The sequence below is a fragment of the Streptomyces sp. CAU 1734 genome (assembly GCF_039888735.1).
Lineage (GTDB): Bacteria > Actinomycetota > Actinomycetes > Streptomycetales > Streptomycetaceae > Streptomyces.
The window spans coordinates 300368-324566 of record NZ_JBDQQP010000006.1 but is presented as its reverse complement, the minus strand read 5'-3'; the positions used below and the strand labels follow the sequence as shown (position 1 = coordinate 324566).

Genomic DNA, 24199 nt, shown 5'->3' with positions numbered 1-24199 from the left:
GACCATTCCCGAGCCATCTCGTCCACTCAAAGCCCCGGCATTCGGCTTCACCGCCGCTTCCTCCCACCTGTATCCACTGCCGGCAGCAGGGCACCGACAGCGAGCGCGCCGTCGGCGTCGGCGTCGGCGTCGGCGTCGGCGTCGGCGTCGGCGTCGGCCAGAACAAGCCCATGGGATGTGGCCATGCGTCGCGGGTAACCGGGAACCCCGGCATGCGGACCGGTGCGGCCCGTCCTATGGCCGGCCGGGCCCGTCGAGGATGGGCATGCCGGGTCCCGGACTGGTCATCGGCCGGTGTGGAGTGGCGGCAGGTCGATCCGAGCGAGGGCCGCGATTGCCTTCCCGCTCCGCCCGGCCGGGGCCGATTTGGCGGAGTCCGCATGCACCGGATTTCCCGTGGATCGCACACACCACCGTGCCCGCATCCGATGGGCGGGCATCCGCAACCGGGCCGATATCCGCTGAACCCGGGCCCATCGACGTGCTGATGCCAGGACTTGAGCCGCACACGGACCGGCGGCTGTGCGGGAGGGGGCGTCCGGTTCCGTGGCGGCCACTGCCGATGCGGGCCGGCCCGCCGGTGCTCAGGCGGGTGGTGGTGGCGCCGGTGGCGCGGCCCGGATACCCGCGAGGACCACGTCGACGATGCGTTCCGCGTCCACGCGCGTGAACGGGCGCAGACCGCGGTTCACCACGAGGTGGACCGGGCCGGAGAGCATCTCGCCGAGGAAGACGCTGTCCACCGGCGGCAGTTCGCCCCGGCTGACGGCCAGGTCCACGCGCCGGCGCGTCGCGGCTCCGCGCTGTTCGAGGATCCTCGCCACCGTCTCGCGGACCGCGGGGTTCTCGTGGGTGGGCTGGAGGGCCAGTTCGAGCGCCCGGCCGAAGGGTGTGCCCAGTCCCCCCGCGATGGCCACCAGATAGTCGACCAGGTCATGGCGGAGGTTGCCGGTGTCGGCGATGGTCGCGAGGTCCTCGGCGTACTGGATCAGGGCCTCGGCGACCAGTTCCTCACGGTCGGGCCAGTTGCGGTAGACGCTGGTCCGGTGGACGCCGGCCAGTTCGGCGACCTCGTCGTAACGGAAGCCCGCGATGCCGTCGCGCGCGACCAGTTCGGCCGTCGCGCCGAGGATCCGCTCGCGCACCCGCGCGCTGCGGCCACCCGGGCGACGTGCCTGCGGACCGTTCGCGATGCCGTCGGCCATTCCCGCGTCCACCTCCTGCTGCTCTGTTCGGACGCCGATTGTCGTCAGGCCGGCCGTTGCGGTGCAACCCGCTCACGACTAGGGTCCCATTAAAGCGACAACATGTCTCTTTAAGAGTCGCCGCAGTGCTCGGCGACACCCGACCCCGAAACCTGGAGCGCGCCCACCATGCACATCCTCATTTCCGGAGCCGGTATCGCCGGACTCGCCGCCGCCCGCGAACTCGGCGCCCGCGGCCACGACGTCACCGTCGTCGAACACGCCCACCGCTTACGGCTCGAAGGGACACCCGTCGACATCCGCGGCGACGCGATCGGGGCCGTGGACCGGATGGGGCTGCTGGCGAGGATCCGGGAGCAGCGGCTCCGGATGTCCGAGTCCAGCTACTTCGTCGACGGGGACGGCGAACCGGTGGGCCGTGTACCGGCGGCGGACACGAGCGGGGCCGACGAGGACGCCGATATCGAGATCCTGCGCGAGGACCTCGTCCGCACCCTCGCCGAGGCGCTCCCGGACACCGTGACGATCCGCTTCGCCGACGCGGTCCGGTCACTCACCGACGACGGCGGCGACGGCGGCCACGACGGTGTCCGCGTGGGTTTCCACTCCGGCCGCGCAGGACGGTACGACCTCGTGGTCGGCGCCGACGGGCAGCACTCCGGCATACGCGAGCTGGTGTTCGGGCCCGAGAAGGAGTACCTGCGGCATCTCGGCGTCCACTTCGCCCTCGTCGACCTCCCCGGCGACACCTGGTCCGACGGCGTCAACACGATCCACAACGTCCCCGGCCGACTCGCGGGCGTCTTCCGGTACAAGGACAGGACCGTCGCGGTCTTCCAGTTCCGCTCCGGACCTCTCGACCACGGCCACCGCGACACGGACGCCCGGAAGCGGGTCCTCCTCGACGCCTTCGCGGGGGTCACGTCGTGGCGGATCCCCCTGCTGCTCGACGCGGTCCGGGCCGCCCCCGCCCTCTACTTCGACTCCGCGAGCCAGATCCGGCTGCCGTCCTGGCACCGCGGCCGTGTCGTCCTCGTCGGGGACGCGGGATACTGCCCGTCCTTCCTCTCCGGCCGGGGCACGTCACTCGCGCTCACCGGCGCCCGCTTCCTCGCGGAGGAACTCGAACGGAACAGCGGCGACCACATCACCGCGTTCGAACGGTACGAGGCGAGGCAGCGCCCCCATGTCACCTCCGCCCAGGCGAGCGCCGAAGCCGGCCGCGACCGTCTGCTGCCGGCCACCCGGGCCGATCTCGCCGCCCGGGACGCGGGGCTGCGCGCGGCGGGCAGCCGGCCCCCGGGCACGAGGAGTTCGTCATGACCGATGGGGAGCACCGCTGGAGCGGGCGGCTCGCCCTCCACGTCGCCGTTCTGATCCTCGCCACCGTCCTGGCCGACCTCGCCATCACCTCTCCCCTCATGGTCCTGCCCCAGATGCTCGACCACTTCGACACCGACCAGGCCGCGTGGCTGAACGTGAGCGCGATGCTGGCGGGAGCCGTCTGGTCGCCGTTGCTCGCGAAGAGCTGCGACGTCTTCGGCGAGCGCCGGATACTCGTCGTCACGCTCCTGCTGACCTGCGCGGGCGCGCTGGTCTGCCTCGCCGCGCCCAATGTCGGAATCTTCCTGGCGGGGCGTTTCCTCCAGGGCGCCGCCTTGGCCACGGTCTTCATCGCGGTGGCCGTCACCCTACGGCTCTGCGCCCCACGCGTGGCGATGGCCGCGGTCGGACTGGTGACCTCCGGCGCGGCACTCGTCGGAGTGGTGGAACCGTTCCTGATGCGGCCGGTCATCGATCTGCTCGGCTACCGGAGCGTGTTCGTCGTGGGGGCCCTGCTCGCCGCGGTGGCCGCGCTCTGCGTCCGCGCCCTCATTCCGGGGACGCCGGTCCGGGGCGGCGGGCGGATCGACGTACGCGGGGCGCTCCTGCTCGGCGGCGGCCTCGGCGCGGTCCTCGCGTACGCCTCCCTCGGCGGGGACTCCGGGTGGCTGTCCGGGGGCATGGTCGTCCTGTTGGGGACGGGTGCCGCGGCACTGGCCGGATGGGTGGCCCTCGCCCTGCGGACCGAGGAGCCCATCGTCGACCTCCGGGCCCTCAGCCGCCCGATCGTCCTGACGCTACTGGCCCTGCTCCTGGCCGCGGGCTCGTTCCGGAGCATGATGCAGCTGACGGGCCTCGTCGCCCAGGTGCCGCCGGACCTCGGCCTCGGCTACGGACTCGGCGACGGCGAGGCGGTCGCCGTACTGCTCGCCACCCCCTCGTTCGGCATCCTCGTCGGCGGCACGCTCGCGGGCCGTCTCTCGGTACGGTTCGGCCCCGCGCCGCCCCTCCTCGGCGGTATCGCCCTCGGGGTGATCGCGACCCTCGCGATGCCGGCCGGGGTCTCGGCCCTCCACCCGGCGATCGCCTGCGGCGCCGCGCTCGGTACGGCCGCCGGCGCGATCGCCGCGTCCGGCTACAACCTGGCGACCGGTCTCACCCCGCCCGAGCGGCAGGGCACGGTCTCCGGCCTGGTGTCGGTCGTCCTCGCCCTCGGATCGGTCGTCTTCAACGTCGCCGGAGGCGAAGTCCTCAAGGCCACCCGGGCCCCCGGCGTCCTCGCCGACGGCGCTCCGGTGAGCACGGCCTCCGGAGTCCACCTCTACATCCTCATGGCCGCGGCACTGTTCGCGCTCGCCGCCGTCCCGGTGATCGCGCTCCTGCGAAGCCCCGTACGGTTCCGGGAACCGCCCGCCGAACCGGCGGAGGGGCCGGCCCCCGGCCGCGTGGCGCGTGCGCAGCAGCCATCCGCCCGATCCGGCAGAGCACCTGGACCGTTCTCCGCGCCACCGCCTCCGGAACCGGCCCTGACGCCTGACCTGCTCCAGCGTCGAGGAACCGCGCGAGAGCGCCCCGCCCCGTCGTCCCGTTGTTCGCCGCCTGGCCGCACATGCCCGAACAGCAGGCCGTCGCCGCCGCGGACAGAGGTGCCGCCACGAAGGCCATCGTGCGGGCCAACTCCCGGGCCGCCCTGACCGCCCCGGACACCATCGAATGCGGGGAAGCCGGCTCGCTCCGGCATGACCGCCCTGCCGTCACCGCGACCGAGAGCCTCAGTTGCTCCGCCTCGTGCCCCTCCAGATCATCCCTGCTGGGGCACCGTCCGGAACCTCGGAGACGCCTCCGTGACCGGTCAGTTGCGTTGGGAGCCTCTGCTCGCTGGTCCGGGCATGTCGCTGACTGACGCGCAGTGGGCGGGGATTGGGCCGTTGCTGCCGGATCGGACGCCGAGGCGCGGTGGCCCGGTGGTGTGATCACCGTGAGGTGATCGACGTGATCGCCTTCACGTTCCAGACCGGCTCGCAGGGGGTGCACCCGCCGGAGACATACGGAAACCGACGGGGCGTCTGCGACCGGCTGCGGATGTGGGCCGTCGACGGCGAGCGGGAGCGGGTGTTCACCGCGCCGCTGACAGCACGGACTGACACCGACAAGGACCTGGGCTGGGCTGTCCCGGTGGACTCCACGATCGTCCGTGCCCGCCGGCACGCCGCCGGGGCCCGCGTAGAGGGGCCCCGGCAGGCGAGCCGGCCGACCACACCATCGGACACTCCCGCGGCGGGCCGGCCACGAAGGTCCACCTCGCCGCGGCCGGCCGGTGCCGCCCCCGGGCCTTCGTGCTCACCGCGGGCCGGGCCGGCGACGCGCCCGCCTTCACCGCGGTGATCGCCCGCCTGCGCGTTCCCGGCCGCGCGGACGGCCGCGAACCAGGCCGGACGCGGTCCTGGCCGACAAGGCGTACTCCTCGCGCGCCATCCGCGAGCACCTGCGCGGGCGCGGCATCCGCATCGTGGTCCCCGCACGAAACCGCCTAGGCCAGCGAGCGGGCCCGTTGCAGCACCTCGGCCGGGGCCTTGGCCACCGAGCCGGTGTCGAAGGGGGCTGTGGGTCGTACGCGGTGTGGAGCTGGATGGCCTGGGCGGTCACCGTGTCGCTGAGGAAGGCGGCCGGCCCCGACCCGCGGACACCCGCGTTGTCAGACCCCGCGCGTACCGTGACTGCCAGTCCTATCCGCGCTGCTGGCTGCTGCGCTGCTACGGACGAGCCCCTGCCGAACAGCGACGGCAGGGGCTCCCGTGCGTCACGGTCCGGAAACTCCAGCCGCGGCATCACCGCCACGCCACCACCATGGGCCCGTGCCCGGATCCCGGAGCCAATACCCCTGCTGCTTCTCGCCCTCGTCACCGTCGTCGCCCTCAGCATCGCCGGCAGCCGCACCAAGGACATGGACAACCCCGCCGACACCTACCAGCCCACCAAACCCACCCTTCGAGACCCCGGATACGGCAGCCTCTGCGAAGGCGCCGACCACGCCCTCCACGACGACTGTCCACGACGACTGCCAATAGCCCGCGCTGGACGATCACCCTCACCGAGCACAGGGTCCGCGACGCTTGACACACCTACACCCCAGGCCACCCCCGCCGGCGCCTCCAGACCGTGCTCGACACGCCCCAAGGACGTACGGGCCCAACCCGTTCGCCGCAAGCCGCGAAAGGGTGACGGACGAGGGCCGATCAGAAACACTTCGGCTTCTGGCCCGGACGGACATCCCGCTGTTCCTGGCACCGCAGAACGCTCCTGGGCGACATCGTCCATGTGTGCTCGGCAGGCCAGTACCCGATACCCGCGCCGTCCTCGGTGCCCAGGAGAGGTCCATCCTCGCCGGAAACAACGACCACCTCGTGGCGGATGCTCGTTTCGAGACCGATCGTCAGGTTGTATCTGAAGGGCCCGGGTGAACCTGTGAGGTCCACCAGCACGTTCTGCTGGGCCTCTTCGAGTCGGCTCACCTTGTGCCCGTTGATGGCATTCGGATGCGAAATGTACCCGTCGCTGTCGACGGTCGAGAAATCCTGTGGATCGTGCCAGGGAATTTCAGCGCCGGGCCGCGGAAGGCAGGCGAGCCTTGCGATGGGCGCCCGACTGGCATCCGCGGATCCGGGGAGAGGATTCTTTTTCATCTCAATCGATGTGATTCGGATGCTGGTGGCAAAATTGGCGGACAGCGTGAGTGTGTGCAGCGTTCTCATCACGGGGACAGCCCCCTGCCCCAATGCCCACTTGTACATACTGCGACAGTCGCGAATCGTGGCCGGTAAATTGCGTCGGGCGAGTTCTTCGGATGTCATCAGGATCCAGCCTTTTTCCGTGCCCAGGTCGCTCAGGCCAACCTTTACCGAAAGCTTCGGTTTTTCTCCGGTCGCCAAGTGGCCCTTCTGGCGCTTCCCGGGAGGCTTGGCCCCGGACTCACCCTCTGCGGACGGGAACAAGAGGTGGCCGGCGACAAGACCGGCCGTTAATGCGGCCGTGATCGATATCCACATACCCTTGCGCTGCATCGACACTGCCCCTCTCTTCTGATGGATTTTCGCGCTTCCTGCCTGCATCGCGCCCTGGCAGCTTCTTTTGACGGCCGGGCGGTGCCGCATTCTACCCCGATGGGCATTACGTGCGTCCAGAGTCATGTGTCTCCGGGTTTCTCTTCACCGATCGAGGGCCTTCCGCAGGATTTGATAGTACGTTCCCTTTGCGATCTGCGCATGGTTGGGGACGCTGACCGTGCGATTCCCTTCACCACGAAGGACGCAATGTGTTCCGTTGCGGATCATGCGGAATCCGCGTGTCCTGAGGAACTCGATCATCTCGGCGGCAGAGCACGGGAAGGAGGGTGGCTGCTCCGCACGGCGTCGAGGGGTCATTGGCCGGCTTCTCCTCGAGGGCTGTCTCCGGCGGCAGGGCGAAGCGCCCGGCACGGAGTGAATGCGCCTCCAGTCAGAAGCCCGGGTGTGTCTCGAAGCCAGCACGTCGGACGAAACCGGTGAACCCCGGACGGCTTCGGACCTGCGTCGGTAGAGTGCGGAACATTCTTGAGGCGTCAGGGGGCGGGGCATGGAACACCACACGAGCGGTGCCGTGGAAGAGTTCGGAAGCTGGCTGCGGGACTTGCGCATCGGGCACGGAGGGTTGACCTACGACGTGCTCTGCAGAAAGACCGGCATACCCAGATCAACCATTGCGGATGCTTTCTCCGGAAAGCGCTTACCCTCGTATGACAACGCTCAGATGATTGTTGCGAAAATAGTCGGAAGCGGCGAACTCGCAGAAGAGTGCCGTCAGCGCTGGGTTGCCGCGAAGAAGGCACGGGAGGGGAAGGCGAATCCCGCTCCCCCTGAACCGGCCACCGCTCGGGTTGATCCGATGGAATCCGCTCCCCGCTCCACGGGTGAACCGCCGGCCGCGGCATCGGAGGTATCCCGGAATGCGGACCGCAGGAGCAGGTTGCGCATTCTGATCACCGGCATCGCTGTTTTCTCGCTCGGCGTCGGCATGATGTACGGATATCGAGCGATGGAAGATCGCGGCCGGCGCTCGGACGGCAGTGCGTCCGAAGGGGTGGATCACGATATGGCCGTGTATGCCGAGTTGCTCGATCAACCGGACAGGGGTCTCACCGCTGCGGCGGAGAATGATTTCATCCCCTCACCCGAGGACCGCAAGGTCCTCACCGCTCCCTTCAGCGTGGGCCGCCCCAAGTATCTCGATATCATCAGGAATTCGGCGGATGCCATTGAGGTCGACTCAGTGACGACGAGCATCCTGTTGACCAACAAGCGAGATCGGAAGATCAAAATCATCAACATCGGGCTCGATGTCGTTGAGCGGGGCGAGCCATGGGCCGGAACTCTTTTCTGCGTTCCTCCGGAGGCGGGCTCACCGAATATGCAGATGCTTTTCGATCTGGACAGCGCGAGGCCGGTCGCCCGCACGACGGATGCGGCCATGAACAAAATCGGCCCACCCTTCTTCTTCGGCAAGACAATCGACTTGGAGAAGAGGGGGCAGGAGACTCTGACGGTGCGGGCGGTCACGAAGAGGAACTTCGTTGCCTTTCGGCTGTCGGTCACCTATGTCATTGATCAGGAGCGCAAAGTGGCGGTCATTGACCACAATGGCCGACCGTTTCGTGTCACGGGTCTCAGCGAAGCCGGCGGGGGGAATTATGCCTACCGTCGGTTCTATGCGAGGACGACCGAGTACAGCTTGAGGGAAGTCGGGCGGGGGACGATGGAGAAGGGTGCCGCCTGCCAGAAGAAGTAGCCGGGCCCGCCCGGCGCCGAGCCGGAGGGCAGCGAGCTCACGCCATGGAGCGAGCCGAGAGGTCCGACGGTCACCGGACTCGCGGGAAGCCCCCCAGGTCACGTAAGACCGCGACCAGATCAGCTCGTACAGGTCGTACACCCGTCCTTGGATCCACTCGAACGGGATCTTCCGGCGCCCTCCGTCATCCGGGCTTCTTCGCCATACTTCGCATCAGCCCGGCAGACGCCGGTGTGGCTCCCCTCCCGCGAGCGGTGTGCCACCGGCGCGGCGATCGTCCATGTCCGCCGAGCCGGGCGGAAGACGCCTGCCGCCGCCGGTGCACACGTCGAACGGCATTCCCCACTCTCCTCGTCCAGACCACGGCCGAACGCGCCCCCGGGCGGCGTGGCCTGAAGGAACATCGTCATGAGCACCTTCACAACAGCCGCCCCGTCCGACGACGGAACCGCCCCCGGGGGCGGTTCCCGGGAGACGCCGGGCCGGCCGCGGTATCAGGATGAACCGGTCGCCGTGATCGGGATGGCGTGCCGCTTCGCCGGTGGTATCTCCACTCCGGAGGGGCTCTGGCGGCTGGTGGCCTCCGGCGGGGAGGTGATCGGGGGTCTGCCCACCTCCCGCGGCTGGGACCTCGATTCGCTGTACGACCCGGACCCGGGGAACCGGGGCACCTTCTCCATCCGGGAGGGCGGTTTCCTCGACGATCCGGCCGGCTTCGACGCCCGGTTCTTCGGTATCGGGCCGCGCGAGGCCGCGGCCATGCACCCGCACCAGCGGCTGCTGCTGGAGACCGCGTGGGAGGCGTGCGAGCGCGCCGGAATCGTCCCGGGTTCGCTGCGGGGCACCCGCGCGGGATCGTTCGTGGGCGCGTTCCACACCGACTACGGCCCGCGGATGCACGAGGGATGCGATGCGGAGGGGCATCTGCTGATCGGGTCGACCGGCGTCGCCGCCGGGCGCCTCTCCTATGTCCTGGGCCTCGAAGGCCCGGCGGCCGTCGTCGACACCTCCTGCTCGTCCGGCCTCGCGGCGGTGCATCTGGCCGTCCGGTCGCTCCGGTCCGGCGAGTGCCCGCTGGCTCTGGCCGGTGGGGCGTCGGTCCATGGGACACCGGGACTGCTGGTCGACTTCAGCCGACAGGGGGTACTGGCCGATGACGGCCGCAGCCGCGCCTTCGGCAGCGGGGCCCGGGGGTTCGGCGTGGCCGAGGGCGCCGCGATGCTGGTGCTGGAGCGGCTCTCGGACGCACGGCGCCACGGGCACCCGGTCCTCGCGGTGATCCGGGGGACCGCCTGGAACCAGGACGGCGCGAGCCAGGGTCTGTCCGCCCCGAGCGGAGCCGCCCAGCAGCGCGTCGTCCGGGACGCCCTGGCCGACTGCCGGCTCGCGCCCGGGGACGTGGATCTGGTGGAGGCCCATGGCACGGGGACCCGGCTGGGCGATCCGGTCGAGGCGAGTGCCCTGCTCGCCACCTACGGGCAGGACCGGCCGGCGGGCCGACCGGTCCATGTGGGTTCGGTGAAGTCGAATATCGGGCACACCCTGGCCGCGGCCGGTCCGGCCGGACTGATCAAGGTGATCCAGGCCATCCGGCACCGCACACTGCCCAAGACCCTGCACGCCGGAACACCGAACCCCGAAGTCGACTGGGACAGCGGGCAGCTGCGGCTGCTCACCGAGTCGGTCCCCTGGCCCGGCTTCGGGCGACCGCGCCGGGCCGGGGTGCTGTCCTACGGAGTGAGCGGTACCAACGCCCATGTGATCGTGGAGGAGGCTCCGCCTCCGCCGTCGGCCGTGCCCCGCCGACCGGTGCCACCGGCCGGGGAACCGGCGGCATCGCGATCCGCGAGGCCCTGGATCCTGTCGGCGAGGACCGCCGGGGCACTGCGCGCCCAGGGGCAGCGGCTGCTGACCCACCTGCGGGAGCACGAGAGCCTCGTCCCCGTCGACGTGGGCTGGTCGCTGGCCGCGACGCGGGCACGGTTCGAGTACCGCGCGGCAGTGTTCGGCACCGGCCCCGGGCATCCGACCGCGGCGCTGCGACGGCTGGCCGACGGCGCCGAGTCACCGGATGTCGTAAGGGGCACGGCGCACGCCCCGGCGCGCACGGTCTTCGTCTTTCCCGGCCAGGGTTCCCAGTGGCCGGGTATGGCCGTCGGCCTGCTCGCGTCGTCGCCGGTCTTCGGGGAGCGGTTGGAGGCATGTGAGCGGGCGCTCTCCCCATATGTGGAGTGGTCGCTGACGGACGTCCTGCGCGGCGCACCCGACGCCCCCGGTCTCGGCCGGGTGGATGTGGTGCAGCCGGTGCTGTTCGCCGTCATGGTGTCGCTCGCCGCGCTGTGGCGGGCCCACGGAATCGAGCCCGACGCCGTCATCGGCCACAGCCAGGGCGAGATCGCCGCGGCCTGTGTCGCCGGTGCCCTGAGCCTGGAGGACGCGGCGAAGGTGGTCGCGCTGCGCGGCAGGGCTCTTCTCGAACTCTCCGGCACCGGCGGTATGGCGACACTGGCGCTGGGCGCCGAGGACGCCGGGGAACTGGCAGGCCGCTGGGAGGGACGGCTGTCCGTCGCGGCTCACAACAGTCCCGGAAGTACGGTCGTCTCCGGCGACGCGCGGGCGCTCGCGGAGCTGCTGTCCCTCTGCGGTGAGCGCGGGGTGTGGGCCCGGCGGATCGCCGTCGACTACGCCTCGCACTCCCCGCATGTCGAACGCCTCCGGAAGCGGCTCTCGGCCGAACTCGTCGGCATCCGGCCCCGGCAGGGCACGCTCCCGTTCTGCTCCACCGTCACCGGGGGCGTCACCGAAACCGGCGGACTCGACGCCGCCTACTGGTTCCGCAATCTGCGCCGGCCGGTCCGGTTCGCCCCCGCCCTGGAGTCCCTCCTGCGCGACGAGCACACCGCCCTCGTCGAGATCAGTCCGCATCCGGTACTCGCCATGAGCATGCTGGAGATCACCGAGTCCGCGGGCTCCCCGGCCACCGTGCTGTCGACGCTGCGGCGCGACGACGGCGGCATGGACCGCTTCCACCGGGCGCTCGCCGAGGCGCATGTCCACGGAGTCGGGGCCGACTGGGCGACGGTGTTCGCCGGAACCGGCGCGCGGCCGGTGGATCTGCCGACGTACGCCTTCCAGCACGAACGGTTCTGGCTGGACGAAACCCCGGGCCGGCGCTCCGGTGCCGCCATCAGCGGCCAGGACGCCTCCGGCCATCCGCTGCTCGGCGCACAGACCCATCTCGCCGATTCGGGGCAGCTGCTGCTGACCGGCCGGCTGTCCCGGCACACCCACCCCTGGCTGGCCGACCACGCCGTGCGCGGGACGGTACTGCTGCCCGGTACCGCCTTCCTGGATCTGGCCCTGCACACCGCCGCCCTGCTGGACTGCGACCGCGTCGATGAACTCGTCCTGGAGGAGCCGCTCGTCCTGCCCGGGGACGACGCCGTCCGCATCCAGATCGCCGCCGCACCGTCTTCCGACGGCACGTACACCCTGCGCGTCCACTCGCGCGCCGAGAGCGCCGCCGACGGCGCTCCCTGGACCCGTCATGCCTCGGGGGTGCTGTCCGCCGGATCCCCCGCGGCTCCCGCCGCACCCACGGGCCGCCCGTCGTCCGGGGCGCTGCCCGTCGGCATCGACGGCCTGTATCCGCGGCTGGCGGACACCGGCTACGAGTACGGTCCGGCCTTCCGCAATCTGACGGCCGTATGGCGCGACGGCGACACGATCCTGGCCGAGGCGGGACTGGACCGGGAACATCACGCCGACGCCGGCCGCTTCGTCCTCCATCCCGCGCTGCTCGACGCGGTCCTGCACGCGCTGCTCGCGGAGTCCGACGACGGTACGGACGGACCGGCGCTGCCCTTCTCCTGGCACGATGTCAGGCTCCACACCACGGGAGCCACCCGCCTGCGGGCCCGTCTCGTCCGCGCATCGGACGGCACGGTCGGCATCACGGTGAGCGACCCGGCCGGCGCGCCGGTGGCCGAGGGGTCCTTGGTCCTGCGCCCCGTCAGCGGGAACGCCCTGCGGTCGCCGGCCATCGCCGAGACGGCCCTGCACCGTGTCGTCTGGCCCCCGAAGCCGCTCGGCCCGGCCGGTGACGGCGCGGGCGGCACCGACTGGCTCTGGGCGGGCTCGGCCACGGCGCTGCGCGCGGTGACGGCCGGTCTCGTACCGCGGGACCTGTGTCATCCGGATCTCGCGGCCCTCCGGCATGCCGCCGCGGCCGGGGCGCCGTCCCCGGTGACCGCCGTCCTGGTCCCTCCGCTCCAGGACGGCGACGACGTCACCGCGTCGGGGGTGCGCGCTCTCGTCCGGGAGACCGTCGAACAGCTTCGGGCGTGGCTGGCCGATGACCGGAACAGCGACACCCGTCTGCTGGTGGTCACCCACCGGGCGGTGCCCACCGGGGCGGGCGAGGAGCTCCGCTCCCCCGGGCAGGCCGCGCTCTGGGGACTGCTGCGTTCCGCCCAGAACGAGCACCCGGGACGGTTCACCCTCGCCGACCTCGACGGCCTGGAATCCTCGTTCCGGGCCCTGCCCGCCGCACTGGCCACCGGTGAGCCCCAGTTCGCGCTGCGCGACGGCACCCCGCGCACGCCCCGGCTCGCCCCGGCCGCCCGAACGCCCGCGCTGACACCACCGGACCTCCGGGCACCCTGGAAACTGAAGTTCGGCACCACGAACACCTTCGACGGCATGCGGCTGGTCCCCGCGCCCGAGACGGACCGTCCGCTCGGCGAAGGGGAGGTCCGGGTCTCCGTGCGCGCGGCCGGCCTCAACTTCCGCTCCGTCCTCATGGCCCTCGGAATGGTCCCGGACCGCAACGCTCATTTCACCGAGGCGGCGGGTGTGGTGACCGGGACCGGGCCGGGTGTCACCGGCCCGGTCCCCGGTGACCGGGTCATGGGGCTGCTGTCCGGCGGCACCGTGTTCGCCACCGAAGCGATCACCGACCAGCGGCGGCTGCTGCCCGTGCCGGACGGCTGGTCCTTCGCCCGGGCGGCCACCGTGCCGGTGGCGTACCTCACCGCCCATGACGCCCTGGTGCGCCTCATCGGCCTCAAGAAGGACGCCAGGATCCTGATCCACGCCGCGGCCGGCGGTGTCGGCATGGCCGCCGTCCGGCTCGCCCGGCATCTGGGCGCCGAGGTCTACGCCACGGCGAGCCCGGCCAAGTGGGACACCCTCCGGGCCCTGGGGATCGCCGGCACCCGTCTCGCGTCCTCCCGCACCCTCGACTTCGAGCACGACTTCCTCCGGCGCACCGCGGGAGCAGGGGTGGATGCCGTACTGAACTGCCTGGCGGGGGAGTTCATCGACGCCTCACTACGCCTGATGCCCCGCGGAGGACACTTCGTCGAGCTGGGGAAGACCGACCTCCGCGACCCCGCGACCGTCGCGAACGATCACCCCGGTGTGGACTACCGGGTCATCGATCTGTCGTCGGCGGACACCGGCCGCTGGCACGCCCTGCTCACCGAGCTGTCCGGCCTGATCAGCCAGGACGTCGCCACCCCCCTCCCCGTGGCCGCGTGGGACGCCCGCCGCGCTCCCGAGGCGTTCCGCCATATGAGCCGGGCCGGGCACACCGGCAAGAACGTCCTGATCACACCCCGTACCCCGGACCCCAACGGCACCGTCCTGATCACCGGCGGCACCGGAACCCTCGGCAGCCTCCTCGCGCGCCACCTGGTCACCGAACACGGCACCCGCCACCTGCTGCTGGCCGGCCGCCGAGGACCCGGCGCACCGGGAGCCGCCGCTCTGCGCGACGAACTGTCCTCGCTCGGCGCCCGGGTCACCATCGCCGCCTGCGACACCGCGGACCACGACGCGCTGCGCCGTCTCCTCGCTACCGTGCCCTCCGCGCACCCTCTGACCTCCGTCATCCATACCGCCGGAGTCCTCGACGACGCCACCCTCACGGCCCTGACCCCCGAGCAGGTGGACCGCGTCCTGCGTCCGAAGGTCGACGCCGCCCTCCATCTCCACGAACTCACCCGGGACATGGATCTGTCGGCCTTTGTGCTCTACTCCTCCATGGCCGGGCAGCTCGGCACCGGCGGCCAGGCCAACTACGCCGCGGCCAGCACCTTTCTGGACGCCCTCGCACACCACCGCCGCGCCCAGGGCCTGCCGGGCATCTCCCTGGCCTGGGGCCACTGGGAACGGGACAGCGGTATGACCGGTCATCTCGACCGCGCCGACCGGGCCCGGATCCGGAGCCAGGGTCTGCGCTCCCTCACTGATCGGGACGGCCTGGCCCTCTACGACGCGGCGGCCCGATCCGACGAGCCCCTCCTCGCCGCGGCGGCCCTCGGTCTCGCCGACTCCTGGCGGGGGAACACATCACCCCTGCTGCGTGACCTCGCCCGGCCGCGGAACCGGCCCATCCGCCCCACACCGCACACCGCACCCTCCATCGCTGTTCAACTGGCGGGACTCGGTGCCGGGAAGCGACGAACCGCACTCCTCGATCTCGTGCTCGACCGCGCCGCCGCGGCACTCGGACACACCGGCGGGGACGCCGTGGACCCGGACGGCCGCTTCCGCGCCGCCGGGTTCGACTCCCTCGCCTCCGTCCAGCTCCGCAACAGCCTCAACATCGCGACAGGCGTCCGCCTGGCCACAACGGCGGTCTTCGACCACCCCACCCCCCGGAAGCTGGCCGAGCACCTCACCACTCTGCTCTCCCCCACGAGCGCCCCGCCCGGCTCCGGTGCCGAGGGGCCGGACCATCCCGTCGCCCGCTACCACGCCGCGCGACGGGCGGGCGATCACGCCGGCGCCACGACGACGGCACGTGCCGCGGCGAAGGCCCGGCTGGCCGCGGAGTGCCACGGGAAGGCCCGGGTGGCTCCGGCCCGGCCCACCGTCCTGGCCGCTGGGGGGCGGGCACCGCGCGTCATCTGCTTCCCCGCGCTGCCCGCCCCGGCCGACCCGCTCCAGTACCGGACGCCGGCCCGGTACCTGGCCCCGCACCGGGGCGTGACCGTGCTCCCGCTTCCGGGCTACACCGACGGTGAGCCCCTGCCGCCCACCCGGGACGCGCTCGTCGGCACCATGGCCGATGCCGTACGGGAGGCGTCACAGGGCGAACCGTACGTACTGCTGGGACACTCCAGCGGCGGCTGGGTCGCCTACGCCACGGCCCAGCGGCTCTCCGGCCACCCGGACGCACCCCTGGGAGTCGTCCTCCTGGACACCGGCGTCGGCAGTGAGGTCACCCCCGGCCTCGCGACCAGGATGACCTGGCGTGCCTGGGAACACACCGGAGAAGCGGACCTCCTCGACACAGCCGGCCTCACCGCGATGAGCCACTACTTCGATCTGTTCACCGAATGGACCCCGGACCGGCCCCGACTGCCCGCGCACCTCGTGGCGGCCGAGACGCCGACGCTCGGTCTGAAAGCCGTGTTCCCCCTCGCGACGAGCACCACCACACCCGGCGACCACCTGACCATGATGCGGGAACACGCCGAGACCACCGCCCGCGCCGTCGAGAACTGGATCGGCCGCGTCACCGGCCCGAACACCGGGTGAAGTCCCCATCGCCACACCTTCCTTCCAGGACCGCGGCACCGGGACCGCGCCGGGCGGCACCGTGGTGACCTGTGGGTCGAGCAGCGAATTCCTCACGCATACGACAACCGCCACCTCCGGCTGAAGCTGAAGCGGATCGTGGGCAGCCGCGGCGCCAACATGCGGGAGATGGCGGAGTGCGCCCGGCTCTTCGAGTACGGCCTGATCAAACCCACGGTCTCGGAGGTCCACCCCCTCGCCGAGGCCGGTGAAGCGGCACGCCGGGTGCGGCTTGACCAGCACACCGGCAAGGTGGGCATCCTGTGCCTCGCGCCTCGCCCGGGGCTCGGCATCACCGCGCCGAAGAGGCCCGGTGCCGGCGCGCCTCGGTGAGAGCGGAGTCCCGCCGGTATCTCATCCGCGGTGCCGATGGCGACCCGGAGGCCGTCGCCGGCAGGCTCCGCGCACATCACCCGGCCGCTCGCCCCCCGGCTGCCGAGTCCGAGAGGCGGACGGGAGGGGCGAGTCCGGCCGGACCGAGACACCGCGTGAGGCCATAAAGGACTCTCACTCAACTCATGTGGACGGACGGGTATTCACGGCGTGCGGCAGCGGTCGCATCCTGAAAATGTATCCCGTCACTCCGACAGGTGCGACAGAGGCGCAGCTTTTCGCACGCGCATGCGCCGTACTTCATTTCGATTCACGCTTTCCCCGAGTGATTCTCAATCGAGACGGGAGATCCTGTGACACCCTCCGAGCTGGAAAAGATCATGACGATCGTTGTCCATGGAGAGAATCCACCCGCTGACCGGACAGTGGCGCTCTCGGAAGACGACATGGACAGGACCTTCGACGAGTTGGACGTGGACTCGCCGGCCCGGGTGGAATTGGTGGAGACCATCAGCGACACCTGTCAGGTCGAGATCAGTGACGCACAGGCGGGGACACTGGATACGCCGCGTGCGGTACTGGAGTTCGTGGCGGCCCGGCGGCCGGATCTCCGGCGGGAATTCCATTCCCCGCACCCCGGGCCGAAAAACAGGAGCAGACCTCCGGTACGGACAACGGAGCGACAGGGACGGGACATCCCGTCAGGCGGTCATCCGGAAGAACGGCGCCCGGCGTGAGCGGGATCGGCACATCACGTCACGGGCTTGCCGTCTCCCCGCGCGTGAACGGCGCGCCGCTCGGCCGGTACACGCTCCACAACGAGATGTCGCGCCCGGCCCGGAGGTCCTGGAGTGGAGCCCGGCCCCCGGCCCTGCCCTGTCGGGGGCAGGGAATGTCCCGGACGGGCAGGGTGCCGTGCAGCAGATAGGTGTTGACGATGCGCCTGACACAGGTATTGGGGTGGTTCAGGTAGACCGTGTGGGCTCTGGCGGGCACGGTGACAAGTCGGGACGCGCGCAGGGCGCGGTGCATGCGCAGTCCTGATGTGTAGGTGGTGCGGGTGTCCTCGGTCGCCTGGATCTGCAGGGCCGGGACCTCGTTGCCGACCCTGGTCCGGGGCTCGCGCGGCGTGCTCCGCCAGAAGGCGCAGGGAATCGGTGCGTGGGTCATGGGTCCGAAGACCGGCTGTGTCCGGCGGCTGCGTTCCACCGCATGCCAGTAGTGCTCGGGGTCCCGGGGCATCGCCGCGTCGGCGCAGAGCATCGCCAGTTCGGCCGCGTAGTCCCGTGCCCGGTCCGTCCCCGCGCCCGCGAACATCAGGTCCAGGGTGCCCTGAAGCCACGGCGGCACGGTGACCGGCTTCCCGCCGGCCGCGTCCAGCAGGACCCTCAGCAGGACGGCGAACTCCGGATTCGCGGTCTCCTGCACGAGGGAGACATAGAACAGCAGCGGCAGCTCATGGTCGGTGATCCGATGCCCGCCCACGCGGACCGGCTCCCGCGCCGCCCGCCCGGTCAATGCCTCGACACCGGTACGCACCGCTTCCGGCGTGGCGCCCAGCCCGTACTCACGGTGCCGGGGCGCGGCCCAGACCGCGAAATCGTCGAGCCCCCGCTCATTGGCCGGCCCCTGACGGCGCACCATGCGCAGGGGGTATTCGGCGGGGTCGGGAGCGCTGTCCAGGACCAGTCGGTCGACCCTGCCGGGGAACATCTGGGCGTAGACGGCCCCCAGGACCGTCCCGTAGGACTGACCGAACCACGACGTTCTCCGCTCTCCCAGCACGCTGCGGACGATGTCCACGTCCCGTGCGATGTCGCGTGTCGAGAGATGGGGCAGCACCAGGGGGTCGCTGTCCCAGCACCTGCGGGCGTCCTCGCGGGAGAGCCGCACACTCGTCTCGAACCCGGCCCGGTCCGCCCCCGGGGCGTACAGCAGCCAGCTGCTGCGGTTCAGCCCGCAGTCCACGGGGGTGCTCCGGCCGAGCCCCCGGGTGTCCATGCCGATGATGTCGTACGCCGCCGCCACCTCGGGCGGCATCACCTTGCGCAGCTCGCCCGGCATGCCGAGTCCCCGGGCCCCGGGACCGCCCGGGTTGGTCTGGAGGATGCCGCGCCGCTTGCGCGGGTCCGGGGACTTGATGCGCGAGACGGCGATCTCGATGGTGCGCCCGGCCGGTTCGCGGTAGTCGAGCGGAACGGTGACCCGCGCGCACATGGCCCCGCTCATGGAGAGCGCGGCGTCCGCACACGCCGCCCAGACGACGCGCTGCTCACGGAACCGGACCAGGTCATCGGCCCCGCCCGGCGGAGAGACGGGTGCGGACGCCCCCGCGGGTGGCACGAGGAGCGCGGCGGACAGAACGAACATGCCCAGCACTGCGGACTTCTTCATGATCTCCGAGGCTACGGCCGCCACCCGGACACCGGGCGGTGCGCGACGGCGTGTCGTCCGGTCCGGTCCGCTCCCATGGTGTGCGGCAGCACAGCGGCGGTGATCAGCAGCACGCTCCGGGTGACGGCGAACCGTCTCGTACGGACACGGAAGGGCAACTTCGCTCCCGGCTCGCGGTGACACCGGGTGGTCGTGGGCGGCACACGCATGGTGCCATCGGCCACATGTCCACCGGGCGCCGGGGTTGTCAACGGGCCACGCCGGGACCGGCGCCCGGCCCGCTCCCGCCACCCTTCCGGTCGTGCCGAAACAGGGTCGTTCCGCGACCGCTGGTGTGCGCCCCCGATGCGCCATGGACTGTGCGCGTGGCCGACGGGATGATCGGCGGTGCGCCGACGCGACGCCTGCCGTGGCACCGCCTCGGCCCGACGTGCCATCCCTCAGCATGTACGTGCCGTTCGAGATTCGGAGTGCCGTGGACCTCAACCTCACGTCGAAGACGGCGGTCGTCACCGGCGCCGGACGGGGCATCGGACTCGCCACCGTCCGGGTCCTGACCGCCGAGGGTGTGCGTGTCGTCGGTGCCGCCCGCACCCTCACCCCCGAGCTGAAGGACACCGGCGCGCACCCGGTGTCGGCCGACCTGAGCACCGCCGAGGGCGTCACCGCCCTGATGGGTGATGCTCTCGACACACTCGGCGGCATCGACCTGCTGGTGAACAATGTCGGCGCCGTGGACGGCATGGACCCCTGCGGATTCCTCGACACCGACGACGCGCACTGGTCCCGGGCCCTCGACCTCAACCTGCTGAGCACCGTGCGCACCACCCGCGCCGCCCTGCCCAGCCTGATCGAACGCCGTGGATCGATCGTCAACGTCTCCTCCGTCAGTGCCCGGCAGCCCAGCCCCGGCCCGGTCGCCTACAGCGCGGCCAAGGCGGCCCTCACCGCGCTGGGCAAGTCCTTGGCGGAGGAGTTCGGGCCGCTGGGCGTACGGGTGAACACCGTCTCCCCCGGCGCGGTCCGCACCCCCGTCTGGACGGATCCCGCCGGCTACGGCGGCAGGGTCGCGGCCGGAGCCGGACTGGACCACACCACCTTCCTGGAGCAGTTGCCGCCGGCCTTCGGCATCGCCTCGGGCCGCATCACCGAACCGGAAGAAGTCGCGGCCCTGATCGCCTTCCTCCTCTCCGACGTCGCCGGCAACATCACCGGCGCCGACCACATCATCGACGGCGGCGCGCTCAAGACGGCCTGACCGAGATCGGGCGCGGGCTCCACCGAGTCCCGGGCGGAGCCGGACCGGCTCCCGGGGGTGCTGTCGTGGAGCCCGGGCCGCGGTGTCCGGGTCCGATGGGCTCACGTCGGCCGCGAGGGTCCACCGGTGGCAGGCCTCGTCCTTCCGGCTCTCCCCGGTGCGGCACGAGTGCGAGGCTGCGCCGGCGCGGCTTCCGCTTCCGCTGATGACATCCGGGAGCCGGCACGGGGCGGGGCGGAAAGGAGGGCCCGGCGGGCCCTGCGTACGTTCGAGTGGTCTACGGGAAGCGGGGCCCCTGGGAGGCGACGGCACGGCAGACGCGTCGTTACCTTGATCGTAATATCACCTTTCCATATGGATGGTGATACGTGCTGATTCGGGTCGGACGGCGCTCGACAGACGCGTCCCGGCCCCGGCGCCGAAGCCCAGGAGGTACAGCCGCAGATGACATCGTCCACGCCCCCCAGGTTCTCCGTCTTCACCCCCAGCCACCGTCCGCGGTTCCTGGACGAGTGTCTGGCGACGCTCCAGGAGCAGTCCTGCCCGGACTGGGAGTGGATCGTCCTCCTCAACAACGGTGCCCGCTGGCGGCCCGAGCGGCCCGACGAACGGGTCCGGGTGGAGATCGCCGACGAGATCCGAGGGGTCGGCGCGGCCAAGCGCAGGGCCTGCGAACTCGCCCGCGGTGAGATCCTGGTGGAGCTCGACCACGACGACCTGCTGGCCCGCGACTGTCTGGCCGAGCTGGGGAGGGCGTTCGACGAGAACCCGGACGCCGTCTTCGTCTACAGCAACACCGCCCAGATCACCGAGGACGGCGGACGGGACGACTCGCGGTTCAACGAGACACACGGCTGGCAGTACGAGGAGGTGCTCGTCGACGGCCGGCGGCTGCTGGCCGCCAGGACCATGGCGCCGACGCCGCACAACGTCTCGTACATCTGGTACGCGCCCAACCATGTGCGCGCCTTCCGCAGGGACGCCTATACGAAGGCCGGCGGCTACGACGCCACCCGCTCGGTCCTGGACGACCAGGACCTGATGTGCCGGCTCTTCCAGGCGGGCGACTTCCACCACATCGAGCGCTGCCTCTACCTCCAGCGCATGCACGCGGGGAACACTCAGCGCGACGCGGAGGTCAACGCGCACATCCAGCGGGAGACGGTCGCCCTCTACGACAAGTACGTCGAGGCCAACGCCCTGGCCTGGAGCCGGCGCCACGGGCTGCTCGCGCTGGACCTCGGCGCGGCACACCGAAAGCCTCCGGGCTATCTGGGCGTGGACCAGTATCCGGGGGAGGGCGTGGACATCGTGGCCACCCTGCCCGACCGGCTGGATCTGCCGGACAACTCGGTGGGCCTGATCCGCGCGGTGGACTTCCTGGAGCATGTGCCCGCGAAGGTGCCGCTGATCAACGAGCTGTACCGGCTGCTGGCACCCGGCGGAATGCTGCTGACCATGACGCCCAGCTCGGACGGGCGCGGTGCCCACCAGGACCCCACACATGTCGCGTTCTACAACGAGAACTCCTTCTGGTACTACACGGACGACCAGTACCGGGCGTTCGTTCCCGAGATCGAGGCGCGGTTCCAGAGTTCCCGTCTGGTGACGTACTTTCCGACGGAGTGGCACTCCTCGAACAACATCTCCTATGTGGTGGCGAACCTCATCGCGATGAAGGAGGGCACGACACGGTGCGGCGGACCGCTGCTGGTGCGGGACACCGTCCCGGCTCCCGCCTCGGTCCTCACTCCGCCATCAGGGTGAGGGCCGCAGCACGGGCGGCGGCGGCCGATTCCGCGAACCGAGGGGTCTTCAGGGCCGCCGCGAGCTGGTCCCGCCAGCCGGGCTGGCGGGAGACCCCGGCCCGCGCCCATCCGGCATGCCCCAGCACCCCGTACGCCGGCCGGACAGCGGGCCTCGGGAACGCGGCCGAGCCGACGGGGCACAGGCGCGCGGGGTCGAGTCCGCTCAGCCGGTACACCTCCCGGGCGAGCCCGAACCAGGTCGTGTGCCCCGCCGCCGTGCCGTGGTAGATGCCCGCCGGGGCCCGTCCGGCCAGCGCTGTCCGGCCGAGCACCGCCACTTGCCGGGCGAGCGCCGCCGACGAGGTCGGCTGGCCGTACTGGTCCGCGACCACGTCCACGGTCGGCCTGCTGCGGGCGAGTTCGAGCATCGTGGCCACGAAGCTGCGCCCGTGTGTGCCGTAGAGCCAGGCGGTGCGGATGGTGTAGCCGGTGCGCGGAAGCAGTTCGGCCACCATCCGCTCCCCCAGCAGTTTGCCCCGGCCGTACGCGTTGAGCGGGCCGGTCGGGGCGTCCTCGGCGGCGGGCCGGCCGGGGTCTCCGGGAAGGACGTAGTCGGTGGAGATGTGCAGCAGGACCGCCCCCGTCCCGGCGCAGGCATGTGCGAGATTGCGGACGGCCGTGCCGTTGACGGCGGTCGCCGCGGCCTCGTCCGCCTCGGCCCCGTCCACATCCGTCCAGGCGGCGCAGTTGACGACCACCTGGTGGGCGGCGACGGCCGCGCGTACGGCCCGGGGGTCGGTGATGTCGAGCTCGCCGCGGGTCAGCCCGGTCACCTCGGTTCCCGGAGCGGCGGTGAGTTCCGCCAGGACGTCCCGGCCGAGCATCCCGCCCGCGCCGGTCACCAGCCACGCGGTGCTCGCTGCCGTCCCCTTCCCCTTCACACCCGCTCCGATCCGGCCGTGAGCGGCTCCCACCAGCGCCGGTTGTCCCGGTACCAGTCGACCGTGGCCGCCAGGCCCTCCGCGAACGGGACCTTGGGGACGTAGCCGAGCTGTTCGCGGATCTTGCTGTCGTCCAGTGAGTAGCGCAGGTCGTGGCCCTTGCGGTCGGCCACCCGGGTGACCCGGTCCCAGTCGGCGCCGACGGCGGCGAGGAGCAGTCCGGTGAGCCGGCGGTTGCTGACCTCGGTCCCGCCGCCGATGTGGTAGACCTCGCCGGGCCTGCCGCCGCGCAGGACGAGCTCGATGCCGCGGCAGTGGTCGGAGACATGCAGCCAGTCGCGGATATGGCGGCCGTCGCCGTAGAGGGGGACGGTGCCCCCGTCGATCAGACGGGTGATGAAGAGCGGGATGACCTTCTCGGGGAACTGGTGGGGGCCGTAGTTGTTGGTGCACCGGGTGATGACGACATCCAGGCCGTGGGTACGGTGGTAGGCGAGGGCGAGGAGATCGGCCGCGCTCTTGGTCGCGGAGTACGGTGAGCTGGGTGCGAGCGGCGACTCCTCGGTCCATGAACCCGCGCTGATCGACCCGTACACCTCGTCCGTCGACACCTGCACGAAGCGGCCGACGCGGTGGCGCAGCGCCGCGTCCAGCAGAACCTGGGTGCCGGCGACGTTGGTGCGGACGAAGGGTCCGGCTCCTCCGATCGACCGGTCGACATGCGACTCGGCCGCGAAGTGCGCGACGACGTCCTGACCCTCCATCACCTGGTCGACCACATCGGGGTCGCACACATCGCCGCGGACGAAACGGTATCCGGGCAGGTGTGCGACGGACGCGAGGTTCTTCTCGGCCCCGGAGTAGGTGAGTGCGTCGAGAACCGTGACCTGTGCCGCCGGATCGGACCGCAGCCGGCCGCGAACGAACTCCGAGCCGATGAACCCGGCCCCGCCGGTCACCAGGAGGCGCATGCTTCTCCCCGGTCTCCGGACCTCGGCCGCATCCGGTGGGCCATGCACTCCTCGTGAGTGGGGAGCAGGCCCCGCAATCCCGCCTCGGCCAGTGTGGGCGCCGAGGCGTCCTTGGCGGAGAGTTCCGGGACGAGATCACCGGGCCAGGGGATGGCCAGTTCGGGATCGAGCGGGTGAATCCCGAACTCCCGCTCCGGCGCGTATCCCTCTGAGCAGAGGTAGACCACGGTGGAGTCCTCCTCCAGCGCCATGAAGGCGTGGCCGAGGCCCTCCGACAGATATACCGCCCGGTGCTCCCGGTCATCGAGGCGCACCGCCTCCCACCTGCCGAAGGTCGGGGAGCCGGTGCGGATGTCCACCACCACGTCGAGCACCGCCCCCCTGACACACGTCACATACTTGGCCTGCCCCGGCGGGACGGCGGCGTAGTGGATTCCCCTCAGCGTGCCGCGCCCGGACCTGGAGCAGTTCGCCTGCTCAGGGCGCATCGGGTGACCGGTCGGCTCACGGAGCCGGTCGGCCTTGAACCACTCGTGAAAGCTTCCTCTCCGATCGGTCAACACCTGTGGGGTCTCCACCCAGGCGCCTTCGATACCCAGCGGTCTCACCTGTCGTGTTC

15 protein-coding genes and 1 pseudogene are annotated in these 24199 nt (G+C 71.2%); 9 read left to right on the top strand and 7 right to left on the bottom strand.

Annotated elements, in window-relative coordinates:
• Positions 1-47: 47 nt before the first annotated feature.
• Positions 48-185 carry a hypothetical protein gene (locus AAFN69_RS14130; protein ID WP_347728801.1) on the bottom strand — a complete coding sequence of 46 codons (138 nt, stop codon included), beginning with the start codon at positions 183-185 and terminating at the stop codon, positions 48-50.
• A gap of 399 nt (positions 186-584) precedes the next feature.
• Positions 585-1205, bottom strand: coding sequence for a TetR/AcrR family transcriptional regulator C-terminal ligand-binding domain-containing protein (locus tag AAFN69_RS14125; RefSeq protein ID WP_347728800.1), 621 nt, complete (start codon positions 1203-1205; stop codon positions 585-587).
• Between the two features lie 168 nt (positions 1206-1373).
• Here AAFN69_RS14125 and AAFN69_RS14120 point away from each other — a divergent pair, with 168 nt between their 5' ends.
• The 3 genes and pseudogenes from AAFN69_RS14120 to AAFN69_RS14110 form a co-directional block, all read left to right on the top strand.
• A complete protein-coding gene (locus AAFN69_RS14120) occupies positions 1374-2528 on the top strand; it encodes an FAD-dependent monooxygenase (RefSeq protein WP_347728799.1) in 1155 nt (384 codons plus the stop codon).
• A complete protein-coding gene (locus AAFN69_RS14115) occupies positions 2525-4222 on the top strand; it encodes an MFS transporter (RefSeq protein ID WP_347728798.1) in 1698 nt (565 codons plus the stop codon). Before AAFN69_RS14120 ends, AAFN69_RS14115 begins: the two co-directional genes overlap by 4 nt.
• A 716-nt stretch (positions 4223-4938) precedes the next feature.
• Positions 4939-5031: pseudogene (locus tag AAFN69_RS14110) on the top strand (IS5/IS1182 family transposase); the annotation flags it as partial.
• 733 nt (positions 5032-5764) lie between these two features.
• Here the strand turns inward: AAFN69_RS14110 and AAFN69_RS14105 are convergent.
• Positions 5765-6595, bottom strand: a complete 831-nt coding sequence (locus AAFN69_RS14105; RefSeq protein WP_347728925.1) for a hypothetical protein — start codon at positions 6593-6595, stop codon at positions 5765-5767.
• Between the two features lie 544 nt (positions 6596-7139).
• Between AAFN69_RS14105 and AAFN69_RS14100 the strand changes: the two genes are divergently transcribed.
• From AAFN69_RS14100 to AAFN69_RS14085, 4 genes are all read left to right on the top strand, one after another.
• A complete protein-coding gene (locus tag AAFN69_RS14100; RefSeq protein WP_347728797.1) occupies positions 7140-8348 on the top strand; it encodes a helix-turn-helix transcriptional regulator in 1209 nt (402 codons plus the stop codon).
• Positions 8349-8756: 408 nt separating this feature from the next.
• Entirely contained in the window at positions 8757-15896 is a 7140-nt protein-coding gene (locus tag AAFN69_RS14095) for an SDR family NAD(P)-dependent oxidoreductase (protein ID WP_347728796.1), read from the top strand.
• Between the two features lie 138 nt (positions 15897-16034).
• Positions 16035-16268, top strand: coding sequence for a zinc-binding dehydrogenase (locus AAFN69_RS14090; protein WP_347728795.1), 234 nt, complete (start codon positions 16035-16037; stop codon positions 16266-16268).
• A gap of 380 nt (positions 16269-16648) precedes the next feature.
• Positions 16649-17005, top strand: coding sequence for an acyl carrier protein (locus AAFN69_RS14085; RefSeq protein ID WP_347728794.1), 357 nt, complete (start codon positions 16649-16651; stop codon positions 17003-17005).
• 19 nt (positions 17006-17024) lie between these two features.
• Here the strand turns inward: AAFN69_RS14085 and AAFN69_RS14080 are convergent, their stop codons facing one another.
• Positions 17025-18662, bottom strand: a complete 1638-nt coding sequence (locus AAFN69_RS14080; RefSeq protein ID WP_347728793.1) for an alpha/beta hydrolase — start codon at positions 18660-18662, stop codon at positions 17025-17027.
• A 475-nt stretch (positions 18663-19137) separates the two neighbouring features.
• Between AAFN69_RS14080 and AAFN69_RS14075 the strand changes: the two genes are divergently transcribed.
• The gene (locus AAFN69_RS14075; RefSeq protein ID WP_347728792.1) at positions 19138-19920 is read left to right on the top strand and encodes an oxidoreductase; all 783 of its coding nucleotides are present in this window, start codon (positions 19138-19140) and stop codon (positions 19918-19920) included.
• Between the two features lie 444 nt (positions 19921-20364).
• Positions 20365-21687, top strand: coding sequence for a glycosyltransferase (locus tag AAFN69_RS14070; RefSeq protein ID WP_347728791.1), 1323 nt, complete (start codon positions 20365-20367; stop codon positions 21685-21687).
• On the opposite strand, the gene rfbD is transcribed toward AAFN69_RS14070, so the two are convergent.
• Genes rfbD through rfbC form a run of 3 tightly spaced genes read right to left on the bottom strand, consistent with a single transcriptional unit; the run spans position 21668 to position 24188 of the window.
• On the bottom strand, positions 21668-22609 hold the full coding sequence (gene rfbD / locus AAFN69_RS14065; RefSeq protein WP_347728790.1) for a dTDP-4-dehydrorhamnose reductase: 942 nt from the start codon (positions 22607-22609) through the stop codon (positions 21668-21670). The genes AAFN69_RS14070 and rfbD overlap by 20 nt on opposite strands.
• Positions 22606-23580: a dTDP-glucose 4,6-dehydratase gene (gene rfbB / locus AAFN69_RS14060; protein WP_347728789.1), complete on the bottom strand. Its 975-nt coding sequence runs from the start codon at positions 23578-23580 to the stop codon at positions 22606-22608. Before rfbB ends, rfbD begins: the two co-directional genes overlap by 4 nt.
• On the bottom strand, positions 23565-24188 hold the full coding sequence (gene rfbC, locus AAFN69_RS14055; protein ID WP_347728788.1) for a dTDP-4-dehydrorhamnose 3,5-epimerase: 624 nt from the start codon (positions 24186-24188) through the stop codon (positions 23565-23567). The genes rfbB and rfbC overlap by 16 nt, the downstream gene beginning before the upstream one ends.
• Between the last annotated feature and the right edge of the window lie 11 nt (positions 24189-24199).